Genomic DNA, 16,097 nt, shown 5'->3' with positions numbered 1-16,097 from the left:
ACTTCAATTCAAGGCGACGTGATGCAGGAATCCCTGACCATCGGCCAGCTCGCCGCGCGCAGCGGGGTCGCACCCTCGGCGCTGCGCTACTACGAGCGCCTCGGCCTCATCCGGGCCGACCGCACCGGCGGCAACCAGCGCCGCTACGCCCGCACCGAGCTGCGCCGGGTCGCGTTCATCCGCGTTTCCCAGCAGGTCGGCGTCTCGCTGGAGGAGATCCGCGAGGCGCTGGACTCCCTGCCCGCCTCCCGCACGCCCACAGCGGCCGACTGGGCCGAACTCTCCGCCGCTTGGCGGGCCCGGCTCAGCGAGAAGATCCGCCTGATGACCAAACTCCGCGACGACCTCGACGGCTGCATCGGCTGCGGCTGCCTGTCGTTGCAGCGCTGCGTCCTCTACAACCCCGACGACAAGCTGTCCGGCGAGGGCCCCGGCGCCCGCCTCATGCTCCCCCGCCCCGAGCCCGCAGCCTCCGCCTGCGGCGACTGCGCCTCCGCCCCCGCCCCCGCCTAGACGGTCAGCAGCACCTTCCCCACGTGGGCGTTGGACTCGACCAGGCGGTGCGCCTCGGCGGCCTCGGCCATCGGCAGCCGCCGGTCGACGACCGGGCGGACCAGGCCGGCGGCGACCAGCGGCCACACCTGCTCGCGTACGCCCGCCACGATCTCCGCCTTCTCCGCCAGCGGCCGGGAGCGCAGCGCGGTGGCCGCCACCGACGCCCGCTTGGCCAGCAGCGCCCCCAGGTCCAGCTCCGCCTTCCGGCCGCCCTGCATCCCGATCACCACCAGCCGGCCGCCGGTGGCCAGCGCCGCCACGTTCCGGGCCAGGTAGGACGCGCCCATGATGTCGAGGATCACGTCCGCGCCCCGGCCGTCGGTGACCCGGCGGACCTCCTCGACGAAGTCCTGCTCCCGGTAGTCGATCGCGTGCGCCGCGCCCAGCCCGCGCAGCCGCTCGTGCTTGGCCGGACGGGCGGTCACCACCACCGTCGCACCGAGCGCCGCGCCGAGCTGCACGGCGAACGTGCCGATCCCGCTGCCCCCGCCGTGCACCAGCAGCGTCTCGCCCCGCGCCAGCCCGGCGAGCCGCACGACGTTCGACCAGACCGTGCACGCCACCTCGGGCAGCGCCGCCGCGTCGACCAGGCCGACGCCGTCCGGCACCGGCAGCAACTGCCCGGCGGGCACGGCCACCCGCTCGGCGTACCCGCCGCCGGCCAGCAGCGCGCAGACCTCCCGGCCCACCTCCCACCCGGCCACGTCGGGACCGATCGCGCTGATAACCCCCGAGCATTCCAACCCGGGGTACGCGGGCGCGCCCGGCGGGGGAGGGTAGTGCCCCTGTCGTTGCAGCAGGTCGGCCCGGTTGACCGCGCTGGCCCGCACGTCGACGATCACCTCGCCGGGGCCGGGCTCGGGGTCGGGCACCTCCGCCCAGACGAGTGCGTCGGGTCCACCGGGCTCCGGCATCGTGATCGCGCGCATGGCCCAGTCATACCCGATCCGGCGCGCCCTCCACGTCCGGGCTGTCCCGGTCCGTCGGCGTTCGGTGCCGGTGGGACGGTGAGTCGCGGGTTGGCCGGCTTCTGGCAGACTAGGCAACGGTCGTGCCCTGCGGGGCACGCGCCGGGAGGGTTCGCCTAGTGGCCGATGGCGCTGGTCTTGAAAACCGGTAAGGCAGCGATGTCTTCGTGGGTTCGAATCCCACACCCTCCGCCTCCTGGGCAGCAGCGGAAACACCCATGAAGGGGTGCCGAGGCACGGCGTGGTGGACCGCCATATCACGGTATGGTGATTGTATGGCTTCTAGGAAGATCACTGTCACCCTCCCCGAAAAGTTGGTCGAAGCGCTCGGCGCGGCCGCTAGTGAGGATGGGGTGCCGCTGTCGAGGCTGGTCGCCAGCGCAGTGGAGAGCGAACTCCGGCGGCGGGTGGGTCGACGGTTGGTCGCGGAGTGGCAAGCCGAGCATGGAGCGTTCACGGTGGAGGAACTCGCCGCAGCGCGCGCCGAGATGGCCGCCGCCGACGCCCAGGCGCTCGGTGCCGCAGGGCTAGCTGCCGCGTGAGCATTCCCTACGTCTACGACGCCGGGGTGCTGCTCGCGATCGACGGCAACGACCGGCGGATGTGGGTTATCCACCACCTGGCCGTGGAGGAGGGGCGACGCCTGCTCATCCCGTCCGTCGTGGTGGGCCAGGCGTGGCGCGATGCCCGTCGGCAGGTCCAGCTCGGCCGGTTCCTGCACAGTTGCGAGGTCGTTCCGGTCGGGGTCGAGCTGGCGAAGGCGGCCGGTGTCCTGTGCGGCAAGGCGGGCACGGGTGACGTGGTCGACGCCTGCGTGGTCAATGTTGCCCTGGCCTGCGGTGGCATCGTGTTCACCAGCGACCCCGAGGACATCGCGCAACTGTCGGCGGCCGCAGACGTCAAGCCCGGGTTGGTCATCCGCCGCCTCTGATGGTGGATGCAGACACCGTCGCGTCAAGGGCTTTGCAGGCAGCGCGACGATAAGGGACCGAAAGCGTGCCGGTGGTCGATAGGCGGGACGTCGCGGGGTAAGAAGGGGCGCAGGAAATCGCGCCCACCGGAAGGACCATCCCGATGTCCCTGGAACGACCGATCGCCCCGGACCCGTACGAGCTGCTGCCCACCGTCGCGTCGTTCACCCTGACCAGCGACGACGTGCACAACGGCGAGCCGATGGACGCCCGGTACGCCCACGGCAGCGTCGGCGGCGAGAACGTCTCGCCTCACCTGGCCTGGTCGGGCTTCCCAGCCGAGACGAAGAGTTTCGTGGTCACCTGCTTCGACCCGGACGCGCCGACCGGCAGCGGCTTCTGGCACTGGGTTCTGGTCGACGTGCCCGCCTCGGTGACCGAGCTGCCCCGGGGCGTCAAGGAGGCCGACCTGGGCGGCGCGTTCAGCGTCCGCAACGACTACGGCGACACCGGGTTCGGTGGGGCCGCCCCGCCCGCCGGCGACCGCCCGCACCGGTACGTCTTCGCCGTGCACGCGGTCGACGTCGAGCGCCTCGACGTGGGCGCGGGGGCGAGCTGCGCGTACGTGGGCTTCAACCTGGCCTTCCACACCCTGGCCCGGGCGGTGATCCGCCCGACGTACCAGGTCAAGGACTGACCCTGCCCCACTCCGCTTCCGCGATCTTGCACTTGGGGCCCGCCGTTCGCGGCCTTTGCCCGTTCTATCGGGGCCCTAAGTGCAAGATCGCCGCAGGAGGGGGTTCGGGTCAGGCGGGGACCCGGGCGACGGCGAAGACGGACTGGCCGAACGGGGGGCGGACCAGCTGCTCGGCGGCCTTGGTCGCCGGGAGGACCAGGGTGTCGTAGACCTTGACCATCGGGCCTTCCTTCGGCATCAGCCGGAAGACCTTGGTCGCCATGAAGTAGCCGATCAGGCCGAGCGCGTTCGCGTAGTGGATCTTCTCCACGGTCAGGCCGGCCTCGGTCATCGCGGCGGCCAGGGTCTTCTTCGTGTACCGCCGGACGTGGCCGGTGGCGATGTCCGCCGGGCTCATCGCGAACTCGAACGCCGGCACGATGATGATCACGTTACCGCCGGGCCGGACCAGGTCGCGCATGCTGCGCAGCGCGCCCACGTGGTCCTCGATGTGCTCCAGCACGTTGTACGAGACGGCGGCGCTGTAGTCCCCGCGCTCGGAGTGCGGCAGCAGCATCTGCCGCACCTCGATGGTCGGCTGCTCGGCGAGGCGCTCCTTCAGCGCGATCAGCCGATCCGGGTCGGCCTCGGTGGCCGTGAACCGGGGAAGGTGCGCCGACCATTCCAGGGCGTAGTCGCCCAGCCCGCTGCCGATCTCGATAGGGTTGTCACCGAGGTGCGGGACGGCCAGTTCGACGAACCACCTGCGGTGGTTGACCGCCGTCGCGAGCCCCTCGAGGACCTCGGACTGGACTCGCTGATCCCCAGTGATATCTGCCATGCGTCGATTCCTCACGGTGTGACTCGACCTGCCCCGGGACCGACAGAGTCAACCATCCGAAGCGGACGGCGGGGAAATCGGGGCACCGAAGTGGCCGAATTGCGGTCGGGGGTGGGCACGAGATCGGCGGTCGGCGAACCCGGCACATAGTACGCCAGTCCCCAGAAACATGTCACGTCAGTGCCAAACCCTGACTACTCTACGAATTGTCATGACTACTAATCAATCGGGCCGTCCCGACGGCGAGGCCGGGGGCGGCGGGGGCGGCTCCCCGGCGCAGGGCGCCCGCGAAGAGCGGCGGGCCGGTGCTGCGGCGACCCGTCGGGGCCGGTGGACGGACGCCGCCGCCGTGCTCAGCTTCGCGCTGATCGCGTTCTGGGTGACGCTGCGCTTCTGGTTGAACCCGGCGCACGGGGTGCGGGACAACCGATCCGATCAGGCGCTCTTCGAATGGATGCTGGCGCACGGCGCGCGCGTGGTGACCGATTTCGCATACCCGTTCGGCTCGGACCGGATGAACGTGCCGGACAGCGTGAATCTGATGGCTAATACATCCGTATTGTCCATTTCATTGCCAATGACGCCGATCACCGTCCTGTTCGGCCCGCGTACCGCATTCCTGGTCTTTCTCACCGGCGGCATGATCGCCACCGCGACCGCCTGGTATTTCGTGCTCTCCCGGGTGCTGATCGGCGCCCGGGGGCCGGCCTGGCTCGGGGCCGGCTTCTGCGCCTTCGCCCCCGCGATGGTGTCGCACGCCAACGCCCACCCCAACATCGTCAGCCAGTTCGTCGTGCCGCTCATCGTCTGGCGCACCCTGCGGCTGGCGGACGGGGGCCGGTGGCTGCGCAACGGTGTGCTGCTCGGCCTCGTGATCGTCTGGCAGGCGTTCATCAACCTGGAGATCCTGCTGATGACCGCGATCGGGCTCGGCGTCGTGGTCGCCGCGCTCGCCCTCGGCCGGCCCGACCTGCGCCGGCAGGCCCGGCCCTTCCTCGCCGGCCTCGCGGTCGCCGCCGTCCTCGCCGCCGCCCTGCTGGCCTACCCGCTCTATGTGCAGTTCTTCGGCCCCGGCGCGTACGAGGGGTTGTCCCGACTGATCCGCGGCTACCGCACCGACCTGGCCGCGTTCACCGCGTTCGCCCGCGAGTCGGTCGCGGGGAACCCGGAGGCCAACCGGGAGCTGGTGAAGAACCCCACCGAGGAGAACGGCTTCTTCGGCTGGCCACTCGTCGTGCTGGTGGGCGCGATCGTGTGGTGGCTGCGGCGCAGCCCCGTGGTGCTCGGCCTTGCTGCGGTCGGCCTCCTCTTCGCCGTCCTCTCGCTCGGCCGCGAGATCCAGTTCGAGGGCCGGGCCACCGGCGTCGCCGGCCCCTGGGCCGCGCTGGAGGACCTGCCGATCCTGCACTCCGTGGTGCCGACCCGGTGGGCGCTGGCGACCGTACCGATCGTCGGGGTGCTGCTCGCGCTCGGCGCGGACCGCGCCCGCCGGCTCGCCCGGGACCACCCCGCCGCCCGGCCGCAGATCCGCTTCGCCACCGCCACCGTGCTGACCATGGCGCTGCTCCCCGCGTTCCCCACCCCGCTGCCCTCGGCCCGCCTCGACCCCGTGCCCGAGTTCGTCACCTCCGGCGCCTGGCGTCCGTACGTGGCCGGCGGCCGCAGCGTGGTCACCCTGCCGCTGCCCGACACCGACTACCCGGACCCGCTGCGCTGGTCGGCGGCCACCGGGCTGGACCTGCCGCTGGCGCGTGGCTACTTCCTCGGGCCGGACACCCGCCCCCGGGCACCGGAGGGGCGGATCGCCCTGTTCACCGCGCCGCCCCGCCCCACCAGCAGCTTCTTCATCACCATCCGGCGCACCGGCCAGGTGCCCCCGGTCACCCCGCTGACCCGGGTCAGCGCCGTGGACGACCTGCGGTACTGGCGGGCGGGGGTGGTCGTGCTCGGCCCGCACGAGCACGCCGACGCGCTGCGCCGGGGCATGACCGAGCTGACCGGCATCCGCCCCACGTACACCGGCGGGGCCTGGGTGTGGGACGTCCGCCCGCTGACGAACTGAAGCCCGGCGGCGGCCGGCCGGAGAGCGCGGGCTGCGGGTCATCCAGCGGAGGCGGCGGCGGGTCAGGCGGTGCGGAGGCAGCAGCCCTGGCAGACCTTGGGCCGGGGCAGCGTGAACGCGAGGCAGCAGGTGCGGCGCTGGACCGTCGGCTCGCCGGCCGGGCCGGGCACCAGCTCGACCAGGTCCGCCAGGTCGAGCGCGCCGAGCAGCGTCTCCACGTGCCGGGCCGCGGGGCCGGGCAGCGCGTCGGCCGCCCGCAGGACGCCGTGCGCGATGCCGGAGGCGACGGAGCCGAGCAGCGCACGGGCGCCGATGCGGACCTCGGCCTGGATGGCGGCGACCAGCGGGGCGAGGTGGGCGTCGAGCAGCGAGGCGCGAAGCGCGGCCAGCAGCGCGGCCTCGTCGGCGACGACCCGGATCTCGGGGAGCCCCGCCAGGGCCAGCGGGTCGCCGGGGAGCACCGCGACGGTGGTCGACCGGCGCAGCCCGAGGGTGACCAGCGGGCGATGGTCCTCAAAGTGGATCAACACGTCGGCGGGGTCGAGCAGCGGCACCCGGCGGGCCGCCGCCCAGCCGAGGACGGCCGGCAGGGCCGCCCAGTAGCTGTACGACTTCCAGGCCAGGGCGGCGCAGGCGTGCGGGGTGCCGCCCCAGCGCAGCGCGGCGGCCGCGAGCAGCTCGGGCAGCCGGCTGCCGTCGACGAGGGTGGTGGCCGGGGCCCAGCCGAACCGGTCGTCGGTGACGAGCAGCCCCGGGGCGAGACCGGGCAGGTCGTCGGTGCCGAACATGGCGCGCAGGGTGGCGGTCACCGGGGCGAGCGGCATCGCGGTCTCCCGCGTGGTCAGCACCGCTGTCACCTGATCCCCCCGCCTTTGCGCCCGCCGGACACGCCGGCCAGTGAACTAAGGATAGCCTAACCATCCCCGTCGGATAAGGGAAAGCCACACCTGGGTGCTGGCGGGAGGTTCCGGTCACTCCGGCGGCCCGTCGACCGGGAGGGGCATGCGCCGCTACTACCCGGCCCGGGGTGGCGGAAACGCCGGGCCGGGGCCCGGAGCGGCGTCGAGCCGCAGGGTCGGCGGGCGGAAGTCCGGGGGTGGCGGGAGGCGCGAGGCTGGTGCTCGGGTCGCGAAATGACTGACGTTCATGGGTGAATTGTCAAGTTGAGTGTCGGCAAGATGTCATTCCTGTGCGCGTTCACGTACGGAACGTGAAACTGATACTCCCCGGCGTTGAGGAAGCTGATGACGACCTCTCCCATCGAGCGGGCCGCCGAGTCGTTCGCGGCCGAACTTGCCCGGCACCGGACCGAGCGGGGGCTGTCCAAGAAGCAGCTGGCCACACTGATGGGTTTCGACCCGTCCTACGTCAGCCACGTCGAGGGGCGACGGCACCGACCCACCGAGGACTTCGCCCGCCGGGCCGAGGCCGTCCTCGAGGCCAGCGGCGCGATCTGGCAACGCTTCCGGGAGTACGACGAACTGCGGCACGGCCGCTCCGCCACGCCCGCCCGGGACCACCCCGCCCCCGGCCAGTGGATGCCCCCCGGCACCGGGCTCATCGTCGAACGCGAACAGGCCGTCCTCACCCACACCGACGACGCCTACCACTGCCTCATCCGCCGGGAGCTCTACAACGCCGGCACCGAACCGGTCACCCGCTACCTCGTCCGGGTCGCCGTCGACCGCTACCCCAACGACCCGGGCCGGTCCAACCGGCACCACCGGGAGCACCCGCTCACCTTCGCCGAGCTGCAACTGCGGGCGCACCGCGACGACGGCGGCGGGCAGCCCGAGCCGATGCACTGGCGGGCCAAACACGACCGGGACGCGTTCAAGGAGATCTGGCTGCTCTTCGAGAACGACGAGGGCCGGTTCCCGCTCTACCCCGGCGACCGGGTCACCATCGAATACGCGTACCAGGTCGGCCGCGAGAAGTGGGGCCCCTGGTTCCAGCGCGCCGTACGCCTGCCCACCCGGCACCTGGCGGTGCGCCTGGACCTCCCCGCGGAGCTGGACCCCCAGGTCTGGGGGCTGGAGACCTCGCTCTCGGCGGAGGAAGGGCCGCTGCGCCGCCCCGTCGTCCGACACGACCGTGCCGACCGGGCCGTCTTCGACTGGGCGACGGAGGACCCGCCGCTCAACGCCCGGTACCGGCTGCAGTGGCGGTTCCGCAGCCGCCCGCCCGACTCGGACCCGGGCGGCCCGGCCGGCGTCGCCCGGGTGCGGGCCAGCGACCGGATGCGCGGGCTCGGCATCGTCCAGCGCGGCGCGGACCTGCTCCGCCAGCCCAGCCGCCAGTTCGACCTGCCCGCCGAGGAGGGGATCGCCCGGGAGGTCGTCGAACGGCTCGGCTCGGCGCTCGTCCGCCTCGACGAGCTGCACCCGTTCAGCAAGGGCGTCGGCATCGCCGCGCCGCAGCTCGGCCTCGCCTGGGCCGCCGCCGTCGTACGCCCGCCCGACCGGGCCGCCGAGCCGGTGGTGCTGCTCAACCCCCGGGTCGTCGACTCGTCCCCCGAGACCGACGAGCAGTACGAGGGCTGCCTCTCCTTCTTCGACCACCGCGGGTTGGTGCCCCGGCCGCTGCGCATCGACGTCGAACACGCCCAGTGGGACGGCACCCGCCTCATCACCTCGTTCGAGTTCGCCATGGCCCGGCTCGTGGCACACGAGATCGACCACCTGGAAGGCCGCCTGTACGTCGACCGGATGACGCCCGGCGTGCCGCTGGTGCCCGTCGAGGAATACCGCGAGACCGGCACCCCCTGGCGGTACTGAGCCGAGGCCGTCCTGAGCCGGGAGGGGGGACCGGGTCGCGTGCCCCAGGGGGCGGGGGCACGCGACCCGGTCTTTTTCGGGGGGAGGAAAGCTTCTCTGCCGCCGACCCCGCCCGGCTTGCCGGCCGGGCGGGGAACGACGGCTGCCGGCCGACCTACAGGTCGCCGAAGGTGTCGTACCGGATGTTCGGCGGCGGGACCTCGTCCTCCGCGAGGGCTCGCAACGTCGACCGGACCATCCGGGCCGAGCCCGAGACGTAGCAGTCGTGGGTCGTCCACGGGCCGTAGCGGGTGATCACATCGGAGATGTCACCCCGCTCGCCGTCGAAGTCCGGCTCCTCGCTGCACGCCGGCGTCACCGACAGCCATGGGTGGGCCTCCACCAGCTCGCGGAGCCCGGCCAGCCCGTACAGGTCGGCGGCGTGGCGGGCACCGTAGAAGATGTGCACCCAGCGGGTCCGGTTCCAGCCGGCCAACTCCTCCACCAGCGCCTTGATCGGGGCCAGCCCCACCCCGCCGGCGACGCAGAGCACGTCCCGCTCGGATTCGCGGTCCAGGACCATCGAACCCATCGGCGCGGCCACGCGCAGCAGGTCGCCGGGCCTCGTGCGCCGCACCAGCGCCCCGGAGACCCAGCCGGCCCCCGGGGGCGTACGGACGTGGAACTCCAGGACGTTGTCGTCGTTCGGGGCGTTCGCCACCGAGTACGTCCGCCACACCCGGGGCAGGTGCCGGGGCACCTCGACGCTGACGTACTGGCCGGCCCGCCACCGCAGCGGATGCTGGAGGGCGCGCACCGTCAACACCGCGGTGTCCTGCCCGTGCCGCTCGTGGGTCAACACCTCCGCGTGCCAGAACGGCGGATTGTCGTCCGCCGCGGCCCCGGCCAGCATCTTCGCCGAGATCGCCCCGTACGCGTCCCGCCAGGCCTGGTCGTACTCCAGGTTCCAGCCGTCGCCGGCGGTGCTGCGCAGCGCGTCCAGCAGCGCGACACCCATCGTCTCGTAGTGCGCCGCGTCGACGTGATACTTCCGGTGGTCCCGGCCGAGCGAGCGAAGATACTCGTCGAAGCTCTCCGGATCGTCCACCACCTGGGTCGCGGTGACGATCGCGTCGAGGATGCGGTCACCCTGGCCGGTCATCTCGACCGGGAAGAGCGGACGCAGCGCGGGGTCGAGGAGGAAGAGCCGGGCGTAGAAGTGACCGCTCAGCCGGTCCCGGTCCTCCTCGACCAGGGTCCAGCTCTCCTTCAGCAACCGCGCGACATGGTCCACGGGGGCGCTCCTCCTGACGGCGGATCGGGCTGACGGCGATCGGGCACCCATAGAATGTCCACGGAGCGTGCCCGTCGGTCGCACAGAATGTGCGATCGCCTCACACCGCCCGGTTGACCCGTGTCCGCCGGGCCGGGTGGTCGGGCACAGTGGTGCGGTGACCGTTGAGGAGCTCACCCGCCCGGTGGCCCGCCGGGTCCTCGGCACGGAGACGCTGCTGGTGCTCGGGCTGTCGCTCGGGCAGTCGGCCGTCTACGCGCTCGTGTCGATCATCGCGAAGCTGACCGCCGACGGCCCGCTGTCCAAGCAGACCGCCGCGCTGAACACCTCGCACTCGGCCCGCCCCTGGCTCGACCTGACCTACCAGCTGCTCGGCATCGTCTTCGCGCTGCTGCCGGTGCTGCTCGCCGTACACCTGCTGGCCCGCGACCCCGGCGACCCCGGCCGTACCCTCGGGGTGGACCTGCGTCGGCCCGGCTCCGACCTGGCCCGCGGTGCCGGCCTCGCGGCGCTCATCGGCCTGCCCGGCCTCGCCCTGTTCTGGGCCGCCGCCCAGCTCGGCGTCAACGCCACCCTCGTGCCCGCCGGCCTGCCGGACGTCTGGTGGGCCGTCCCGGTGCTGATCCTCGCCGCCGCGCAGAACGCCGTGCTGGAGGAGGTGATCGTCGTCGGCTACCTGGTCACCCGGCTGCGCCAGCTCCAGTGGCGGGTCGGCGCGGTGCTCGCGGCGAGCGCCGTGCTGCGCGGCTCCTACCACCTCTACCAGGGCTTCGGCGCGTTCGTCGGCAACGCCGTGATGGGCGTCGTGTTCGGCCTGTTCTACCTGCGCACCAAGCGGGTGATGCCGCTGATCGTCGCGCACACCCTGCTCGACGTGGTCGCCTTCGTCGGCTACGCGCTCCTGCCGGAGGCATGGTTCAGCTGGCTCTGACCGGCCCCGGGGGCGGCACCTCCGGAGCCGGGGTCGAGGCCGGGCGCGGGCGGTAGGCGGCGACGGCCCGCGCCGCCAGCCGCTCGGCGGCGGCCGAGTCGCCCACGGCCGCGGTCAGCACCGCCGCCCCCGGCAGCAGCCGGGACGCCACCCGCACCCCCAACCACCCGCCGGGCCGCCCGGTCAGCGGCGCGGCCAGCTGCCAGACCGCTCTCGCCGCCTGCGGCGCCCCCGCCGTCGCCTGCCCCGCCGACCCCCGTCCCGTCGCCGTCCGCTCCGCCCTCATCCGCTCTGCCGCGTCCAGTGCCGCCCGGGCGCTCTGCGCATCCGGACGCACCCGGGTCAACACCAGCAGCTCCACCGCCCGCTCGGAATCGGCCGGATCCCGGCCATACGCCGCCGCCAGGTGCAGCACCAGGTTGGCCTGCGCCCACAACACCGCCGTCAGCTCCACGACCGGGGCGAACAGGCCGGCCAGCGTCGCCACGGCCCCACCCGCCCCGGCCAGCCTGACGAATCGCCGGGTCGCGAGCCGGGCCAACCCGTCCGGCGTAGCCGCCGGGTAGGCGGCGCGATGCCACGCGGCCCAGCCGGCCGCGCGCGGTCCGAGCGACCGCACGGCGGCGAGGGCGAGCAGCTCCGGAGCGAGGTCCGGGTGGTCGAGCGCCCACCCGGCCGTCACCCACGGGCCATCCTCGGAGATACGCGCCGACGCCGTCCCCGGTGCCCGTCCACCCGCCCCGGCGTCGGCCTCCGGGGCAGGGCCCGGGCGGGTCGACTGCTCGGACACGGACACGACCGGGAGTGGGGTGGTGGTGGCCCTCTCCGATCGCTTCCCTGCCGGCGTGGCCCGGCGTGGCCCGCTCGCCTTCGCGGCTGTCCCGCCCGGCGCGGCCGCCCTGCCTGGCGTCGCCTTCCGGGCAGGTGCCTTCCGGGCAGCCCGTGGCCGAGGGGCCGGGCGGGTGGCGGTGTCCTCCGTCGCAGCCTGCTCAGCCTGCCCGGCCGGCTCCACCTCGGCGGGCCCGGTCGGCACCTCCCCGGCGTCGGTGTGTGGCTGATCACGTCGCCCAGCCGTGCCCTCGGCCGGCGCGGACGACGGCTCCGAGGCCGCAGAAGAAGCCGGGGTCGGCCGGGCCGCGACCCGCCCCGGGCCTGGCGGCGACGATGCCGGCTGGCCGGGCGCGGGCGGCTGGAAGATCACTCCGGGGGCCGCTCGCGGCCGGCGCGACCGGGGGCGCGGGGCATTCGGAGCTTCGGGGCCCTCGGGGCCCTCGGGTGCCTGATCCGCCGCCGGTGGTGGCGCGGGATCGGGGACGACCGGCGGTATGAAGGCCGCCTTCGGTGAACGGCGTCGTCGCGCACCCTCACCAGGCTCGCGGCGGGACGGGTCGCGCGGCGACTGCTCCTCCATGTCGATGGAGCCTAGCCCCGATCCGGGTGCCGCACAGCGGGGAAACGCCTGCGTGGGAGGCACCCGTCCGCCCGGCACCGGGCGATCTTCCCCGCCCGGCCGGCAGCGCTGCGATAGTCGCTTTGCCCCGGAAGGGTGCGGGCCTGTATCCTCGGGCGCGGTGGTCTACGGGCCACCTGGGAGACTTCGCCTAGTCTGGTCTATGGCGCCGCACTGCTAATGCGGTTGGGGTCTTAAAGCCCCTCCCGGGTTCGAATCCCGGAGTCTCCGCGCGAAAGCCGGGTGTGTAGACTGGCCCAGCAGCAAGCGCCCGTAGCTCAACGGATAGAGCATCTGACTACGGATCAGAAGGTTAGGGGTTCGAGTCCCTTCGGGCGCACTTCACGATCAAGGCCGTGACCAGCGGAAACGCGGGTCACGGCCTTGATCGCTTTCGCGGGCTGGGACGGATTGTCCCAGGATTTGGAATCTGGTGCTCCGATGGTGCTCCGTTGTCGGCGTGCTGTTCCGGCCGGGGTTCGTGCTGGTTGGTGTTGACCAGTGCGTTTGCGTGTCGGTTGGTCTGGATCATGGTCCGGGCGCCGGTCCGTCCGGACGCAGCTGTTGTCCACTGTGGTCGGTCGTGTGGATCTTGTCCGGTGGGCTGGACGTCTGGGTGGTCGGTCGCCGTTGACCTGGGCGGGCGCAGGTGACGAAGAGGGGCGGGACATCGTCCGGGGCCGAGGGTGGCCGGTGACGGCTGGGAGGTCCACGCATCTGATTCCCGCTCTTTCTACCGGTGCGGCGGAGCCCTGGGGGCACGCCGGCCGTCGGCATTACGGGCAACCTAACGGGTCCCGCTGGGACCTGCCGGTGGTGCGTGACAGGACCGGGCTGTGCGTCGCCGGCAGGGTATATCGGTGGTGGTGGGAACCGGGTCGACTGGTGCGCCTGCCAGCACAGCCTTCACGTGGTGAGAGGACTGCCCTTCGGGATGGTCAGCGGTGCGCCTCGATGTCGAAACTGGGTGTGGTCAGTGTGTTCGGGGTTTCCCAGGCTGGCTGCTGGGGATGGTCGTTGTGCACGATGATGTCGACGTGGTCGGTCGGTCGGGCGGTAGCCAGGTAGAGCTGTTGGGATGGGATGTAGCGTTCTCGCCAGCGTCGTTCGACGTCGGCGCGGGATGACACCTGGCGTTGGCGGATCACGGCGCGATCGACGGTCTTGTCGAGCGCGGTGGACACGAAGATGCGCAGGTCCCATCGGTTGATCAGTTCCGGGCGCATGAGGAAGACGCCGTCGAAGATGAGTACGGCATCGGCGGGGGCGGTCCTGATCGGCGGGGACAGCGTGGTGTCGGTGGTGTGGTCGTAGACCGCGTGTTGGAAGCGTCGATCTCCGCCCTGGCCGAGGGGGTCGAGCAGCATCCGGTTCAGTGCTTTGTGGTCGTGGGCGTCGAGGTAGCAGCCTTCGGCGGAGTACTCGCCGCGCGGATAGCGCTGTGCCCGGGGGAAGAGGAAGTCGTCGATCGTCGCGCGGATGACGTCGCGGCCCTGTGCGCGCAGCACGACGGCCAGTTCGTCGGCGAGCATGGTCTTGCCGGCGGCGGGCGGTCCGTCGATGGCAACCCGCGTCGGGTGGGCGACCGTGACGGATCTGACCGCCTCGGCCAGGCGGGCGAGCAGCTCGTCGCGGGTGCCTCGGTCCATGTCCTGTCCTGCCCTGGTCTCGCGTCGAGCCGGCCCTTAGCCCTGCCGCCCTTTCTCGCGCGTCACCCCCAGGGAATCAGTCGATCAGGATCAGCAGAGCGACTCTGGGATTTGGGCGCTGGACGAGACCACGGCGCTCAAGCTCTTTGACTGCGGAGGTACGGATAGCCTTGACATCGTGGATGTTTAGGCCGAACTCCTCCATTAGCCACGGGTAAAGAGGCTCGCGGCAGACGCGCTGTCCGTCCTCGATAGTAGCGTGTGCTTGCACGAACCGATAGACGGCATCGGCGTACTCGGGAATCTTGGCCATGGCGACCTCCGGAGGATTTCCCTCTACGCTAGTGCCTCGTCATGCAGTCTTGAACGATTCATCCGGGCGGCGGATCCTGGATCCGGTCGCGAAGAGGTTCTCCGCTGTCAGTGCAACTCGCATCCCCATGGTTCGAGGTCGGGCTCGTCTGGCGGGAGTTGTCCGGTGCAGTACCGGTACAGCCAGGTACGTAGCGGCGCGCTGCTCGGCGTACTTCTCGTTGACCGGCTCACCATGATCGTCGAGTTCCAGCACGTGGGCGAAGATGGCGAAGCAGGTCTCCATCTGCGACGGTGAGTCCTTCAACTCGTCCCAGTAGTTGATTCCGTCGAGCATGGGATGTCCGACCGAGCCGCGGGCGACCCATCCGGCGAAGCGGCGGACCGCCCCCGGAGGCGCCGGGCCTGAGCCGGGAAGAGACGGCCCGAACCTTACTGTCTCCATCCGGGAGGCGACGATCGCCATGCGTGGACCGACCAGACCAGCGTGTTGGGGGCGGGGCAGATCGTCTTATCGACTGATCGGGATCACCAATTTGGAAGAGAATCATGCCAAGGATGTTCCGGTGGCAGCCCGACTCGCTCCTCCAAGGCCATGTCCCGTACCCACCCCGGCAGCAGGACCGGGCAGGTGAAGGCGGACCCGTCGAGAAGATCCCACCGATTCTCGTAGCCCTTCCAGACCTCGACATTTACCCGTGCCTTCGCCGCTGGGGTGTTGCGCGTCCCGGGCGTCGCCGTCGGGTCGGTGAGCCAGGCCTGATGGACGATCCATGCTGCGGCGGCGGCATGGTCGCGCGGGACGATGAAGGTTCGCGGCGTCTGCCAACCGTCACCGGGCGGCAGCAGGACGAAGGCGAACCACTCCCGTTCCGACAGCGCCGGTTGTTGGGCCATGCTGTTGATCATCCAGTTGGGTTTGCCGAGGTCGTTGGCTGTCTTGACTTGGACTTCGATCATCCGGCGCGGCGGCTGCGAATGGACGGCGAGGATGTCGGTGCGCTCCAGCCCGTCGCGGGTCAACGCTGCAGCCCATCCGAGCCTGGCGAGGACCGAGCAGACCCAGTGTTCCCCGGCAGACTTGGTCATTTTGTTGTCGGCCATAGCAGCCAGCATGACACCGCCCTTCGGCATTGGTTGGTGCAGTACGGTTCAGCTCGTGTTTGGCGGCGTCACGCGGCCCTTGATCTTCGTGGATATCGACGGCGTGCTCTTGCCGTTGCGGGCTCGGCCAGCCAGCGTGAGCTCACCCGTGATTCTCGGTGCGGTGGCCGCTTCGGGCGGCTCCGGCAACCCGCTGCTCGACGCTTGGGTGGCCGGTCAGCTCAGAAGCCGGCATCGTGGAGGATGAGGGTCGACCACGTCACAGTGAGGTGATCTCAGCAAGGTTCGGCGGCCGAGTGGGATGACACGGGCTTAACGTCCATACCGGACGGCGCTGGATATGGACGTGGAGCCATCGGTAGACAGGTTCTTGCGAAGGAAACCGATCTATCCGAAGGACCCCACGTGATCACGTATTCTGCCAGGCTTGACGTCCCCAGGGAACTGGTGCGACACGTGGCGCGGCTGCTTCGCGCCGAACGTCGGGCGGTGGGCACTCGCCGCCGTGCGAGGGCGTTGACGTGCTTCTGCCAGGCGCTTCTGGTGTTGGTGTGGTTCCGCAAGGGTGAGGACAAGACCACCCTCGGG

At 71.6% G+C, this 16,097-nt stretch carries 17 protein-coding genes, 3 tRNA genes and 1 pseudogene; 12 read left to right on the top strand and 9 right to left on the bottom strand.

Annotated elements, in window-relative coordinates:
- Window positions 1–21: 21 nt before the first annotated feature.
- The gene (soxR, locus tag GA0070558_RS03565) at window positions 22–513 is read left to right on the top strand and encodes a redox-sensitive transcriptional activator SoxR (RefSeq protein ID WP_091275702.1); all 492 of its coding nucleotides are present in this window, start codon (window positions 22–24) and stop codon (window positions 511–513) included.
- On the opposite strand, the gene GA0070558_RS03560 is transcribed toward soxR, so the two are convergent.
- A complete protein-coding gene (locus GA0070558_RS03560; protein ID WP_091275699.1) occupies window positions 510–1,484 on the bottom strand; it encodes an NAD(P)H-quinone oxidoreductase in 975 nt (324 codons plus the stop codon). The two genes, soxR and GA0070558_RS03560, sit on opposite strands and share 4 nt — an antisense overlap.
- Window positions 1,485–1,628: 144 nt before the next feature.
- Here GA0070558_RS03560 and GA0070558_RS03555 point away from each other — a divergent pair.
- The 4 genes from GA0070558_RS03555 to GA0070558_RS03540 all read left to right on the top strand — a co-directional run bounded on the left by GA0070558_RS03555 (window position 1,629) and on the right by GA0070558_RS03540 (window position 3,131).
- A tRNA-Ser gene (locus GA0070558_RS03555) sits at window positions 1,629–1,715 on the top strand.
- A gap of 83 nt (window positions 1,716–1,798) precedes the next feature.
- Window positions 1,799–2,065, top strand: coding sequence for a ribbon-helix-helix domain-containing protein (locus tag GA0070558_RS03550; RefSeq protein WP_091275695.1), 267 nt, complete (start codon window positions 1,799–1,801; stop codon window positions 2,063–2,065).
- Window positions 2,062–2,454, top strand: coding sequence for a type II toxin-antitoxin system VapC family toxin (locus GA0070558_RS03545; RefSeq protein ID WP_091275692.1), 393 nt, complete (start codon window positions 2,062–2,064; stop codon window positions 2,452–2,454). Before GA0070558_RS03550 ends, GA0070558_RS03545 begins: the two co-directional genes overlap by 4 nt.
- A gap of 143 nt (window positions 2,455–2,597) precedes the next feature.
- Window positions 2,598–3,131 carry a YbhB/YbcL family Raf kinase inhibitor-like protein gene (locus GA0070558_RS03540; RefSeq protein ID WP_091275689.1) on the top strand — a complete coding sequence of 178 codons (534 nt, stop codon included), beginning with the start codon at window positions 2,598–2,600 and terminating at the stop codon, window positions 3,129–3,131.
- Between the two features lie 109 nt (window positions 3,132–3,240).
- Here GA0070558_RS03540 and GA0070558_RS03535 read toward each other — a convergent pair whose 3' ends face one another.
- Window positions 3,241–3,951 (bottom strand): class I SAM-dependent methyltransferase, encoded by a 711-nt coding sequence (locus GA0070558_RS03535; protein WP_043960820.1) that lies wholly within the window; start codon window positions 3,949–3,951, stop codon window positions 3,241–3,243.
- A 211-nt stretch (window positions 3,952–4,162) separates the two neighbouring features.
- Between GA0070558_RS03535 and GA0070558_RS03530 the strand changes: the two genes are divergently transcribed.
- On the top strand, window positions 4,163–6,013 hold the full coding sequence (locus GA0070558_RS03530; RefSeq protein ID WP_256091747.1) for a DUF6311 domain-containing protein: 1,851 nt from the start codon (window positions 4,163–4,165) through the stop codon (window positions 6,011–6,013).
- A gap of 62 nt (window positions 6,014–6,075) precedes the next feature.
- Here the strand turns inward: GA0070558_RS03530 and GA0070558_RS03525 are convergent, their stop codons facing one another.
- A complete protein-coding gene (locus GA0070558_RS03525) occupies window positions 6,076–6,837 on the bottom strand; it encodes an IucA/IucC family C-terminal-domain containing protein (protein WP_091276205.1) in 762 nt (253 codons plus the stop codon).
- 420 nt (window positions 6,838–7,257) lie between these two features.
- On the opposite strand from GA0070558_RS03525, the gene GA0070558_RS03520 reads away from it, so the two are divergent.
- The gene (locus tag GA0070558_RS03520) at window positions 7,258–8,790 is read left to right on the top strand and encodes a peptide deformylase (protein ID WP_091275682.1); all 1,533 of its coding nucleotides are present in this window, start codon (window positions 7,258–7,260) and stop codon (window positions 8,788–8,790) included.
- 154 nt (window positions 8,791–8,944) lie between these two features.
- Here the strand turns inward: GA0070558_RS03520 and GA0070558_RS03515 are convergent, their stop codons facing one another.
- Window positions 8,945–10,063 (bottom strand): globin domain-containing protein, encoded by a 1,119-nt coding sequence (locus tag GA0070558_RS03515; RefSeq protein WP_091275679.1) that lies wholly within the window; start codon window positions 10,061–10,063, stop codon window positions 8,945–8,947.
- A gap of 157 nt (window positions 10,064–10,220) precedes the next feature.
- Between GA0070558_RS03515 and GA0070558_RS03510 the strand changes: the two genes are divergently transcribed.
- Window positions 10,221–10,994, top strand: coding sequence for a CPBP family intramembrane glutamic endopeptidase (locus tag GA0070558_RS03510; protein WP_091275675.1), 774 nt, complete (start codon window positions 10,221–10,223; stop codon window positions 10,992–10,994).
- On the opposite strand, the gene GA0070558_RS03505 is transcribed toward GA0070558_RS03510, so the two are convergent.
- Window positions 10,981–11,676: a hypothetical protein gene (locus GA0070558_RS03505; RefSeq protein ID WP_176734089.1), complete on the bottom strand. Its 696-nt coding sequence runs from the start codon at window positions 11,674–11,676 to the stop codon at window positions 10,981–10,983. The two genes, GA0070558_RS03510 and GA0070558_RS03505, sit on opposite strands and share 14 nt — an antisense overlap.
- A 908-nt stretch (window positions 11,677–12,584) precedes the next feature.
- Here GA0070558_RS03505 and GA0070558_RS03500 point away from each other — a divergent pair.
- Together GA0070558_RS03500 and GA0070558_RS03495 are read left to right on the top strand one after the other, a co-directional pair.
- Window positions 12,585–12,675, top strand: a tRNA-Ser gene (locus GA0070558_RS03500).
- 36 nt (window positions 12,676–12,711) lie between these two features.
- Window positions 12,712–12,784 (top strand) — tRNA-Arg (locus GA0070558_RS03495).
- A gap of 598 nt (window positions 12,785–13,382) precedes the next feature.
- Here the strand turns inward: GA0070558_RS03495 and GA0070558_RS03490 are convergent.
- The 4 genes from GA0070558_RS03490 to GA0070558_RS03475 form a co-directional block, all read right to left on the bottom strand.
- Window positions 13,383–14,093: a cytidylate kinase family protein gene (locus GA0070558_RS03490; RefSeq protein WP_091275671.1), complete on the bottom strand. Its 711-nt coding sequence runs from the start codon at window positions 14,091–14,093 to the stop codon at window positions 13,383–13,385.
- Between the two features lie 76 nt (window positions 14,094–14,169).
- On the bottom strand, window positions 14,170–14,406 hold the full coding sequence (locus tag GA0070558_RS03485) for a hypothetical protein (protein WP_091275667.1): 237 nt from the start codon (window positions 14,404–14,406) through the stop codon (window positions 14,170–14,172).
- Between the two features lie 39 nt (window positions 14,407–14,445).
- Window positions 14,446–14,871, bottom strand: coding sequence for a DUF7677 family protein (locus GA0070558_RS33800; protein WP_218106958.1), 426 nt, complete (start codon window positions 14,869–14,871; stop codon window positions 14,446–14,448).
- Window positions 14,872–14,933: 62 nt separating this feature from the next.
- Window positions 14,934–15,509: a hypothetical protein gene (locus GA0070558_RS03475; protein WP_091276201.1), complete on the bottom strand. Its 576-nt coding sequence runs from the start codon at window positions 15,507–15,509 to the stop codon at window positions 14,934–14,936.
- Between the two features lie 10 nt (window positions 15,510–15,519).
- On the opposite strand from GA0070558_RS03475, the gene GA0070558_RS32695 reads away from it, so the two are divergent.
- Window positions 15,520–15,756 (top strand): hypothetical protein, encoded by a 237-nt coding sequence (locus GA0070558_RS32695; protein WP_141722156.1) that lies wholly within the window; start codon window positions 15,520–15,522, stop codon window positions 15,754–15,756.
- A gap of 158 nt (window positions 15,757–15,914) precedes the next feature.
- Window positions 15,915–16,097, top strand: a pseudogene (locus GA0070558_RS33795) (IS5/IS1182 family transposase); the annotation flags it as partial.

Origin of the sequence: Micromonospora haikouensis, assembly GCF_900091595.1 — a bacterium.
GTDB lineage: Bacteria > Actinomycetota > Actinomycetes > Mycobacteriales > Micromonosporaceae > Micromonospora > Micromonospora haikouensis.
Note: the sequence above shows the minus strand (reverse complement) of the source record. Positions and strands in the feature narration are given on the sequence as shown.

Excerpts from the sequence above, each read along its gene's own strand:
- soxR (WP_091275702.1), top strand. The coding sequence starts at position 22 with ATGCAGGAATCCCTGACCATCGGCCAGCTCGCCGCGCGCAGCGGGGTC.
- GA0070558_RS03560 (WP_091275699.1), bottom strand. The coding sequence starts at position 1,484 with ATGCGCGCGATCACGATGCCGGAGCCCGGTGGACCCGACGCACTCGTC.
- GA0070558_RS03550 (WP_091275695.1), top strand. The coding sequence starts at position 1,799 with ATGGCTTCTAGGAAGATCACTGTCACCCTCCCCGAAAAGTTGGTCGAA.
- GA0070558_RS03540 (WP_091275689.1), top strand. The coding sequence starts at position 2,598 with ATGTCCCTGGAACGACCGATCGCCCCGGACCCGTACGAGCTGCTGCCC.
- GA0070558_RS03535 (WP_043960820.1), bottom strand. The coding sequence starts at position 3,951 with ATGGCAGATATCACTGGGGATCAGCGAGTCCAGTCCGAGGTCCTCGAG.
- GA0070558_RS03530 (WP_256091747.1), top strand. The coding sequence starts at position 4,163 with ATGACTACTAATCAATCGGGCCGTCCCGACGGCGAGGCCGGGGGCGGC.
- GA0070558_RS03525 (WP_091276205.1), bottom strand. The coding sequence starts at position 6,837 with ATGCCGCTCGCCCCGGTGACCGCCACCCTGCGCGCCATGTTCGGCACC.
- GA0070558_RS03520 (WP_091275682.1), top strand. The coding sequence starts at position 7,258 with ATGACGACCTCTCCCATCGAGCGGGCCGCCGAGTCGTTCGCGGCCGAA.
- GA0070558_RS03490 (WP_091275671.1), bottom strand. The coding sequence starts at position 14,093 with ATGGACCGAGGCACCCGCGACGAGCTGCTCGCCCGCCTGGCCGAGGCG.
- GA0070558_RS03485 (WP_091275667.1), bottom strand. The coding sequence starts at position 14,406 with ATGGCCAAGATTCCCGAGTACGCCGATGCCGTCTATCGGTTCGTGCAA.
- GA0070558_RS33800 (WP_218106958.1), bottom strand. The coding sequence starts at position 14,871 with ATGGCGATCGTCGCCTCCCGGATGGAGACAGTAAGGTTCGGGCCGTCT.
- GA0070558_RS03475 (WP_091276201.1), bottom strand. The coding sequence starts at position 15,509 with ATGGCCGACAACAAAATGACCAAGTCTGCCGGGGAACACTGGGTCTGC.
- GA0070558_RS32695 (WP_141722156.1), top strand. The coding sequence starts at position 15,520 with ATGACACCGCCCTTCGGCATTGGTTGGTGCAGTACGGTTCAGCTCGTG.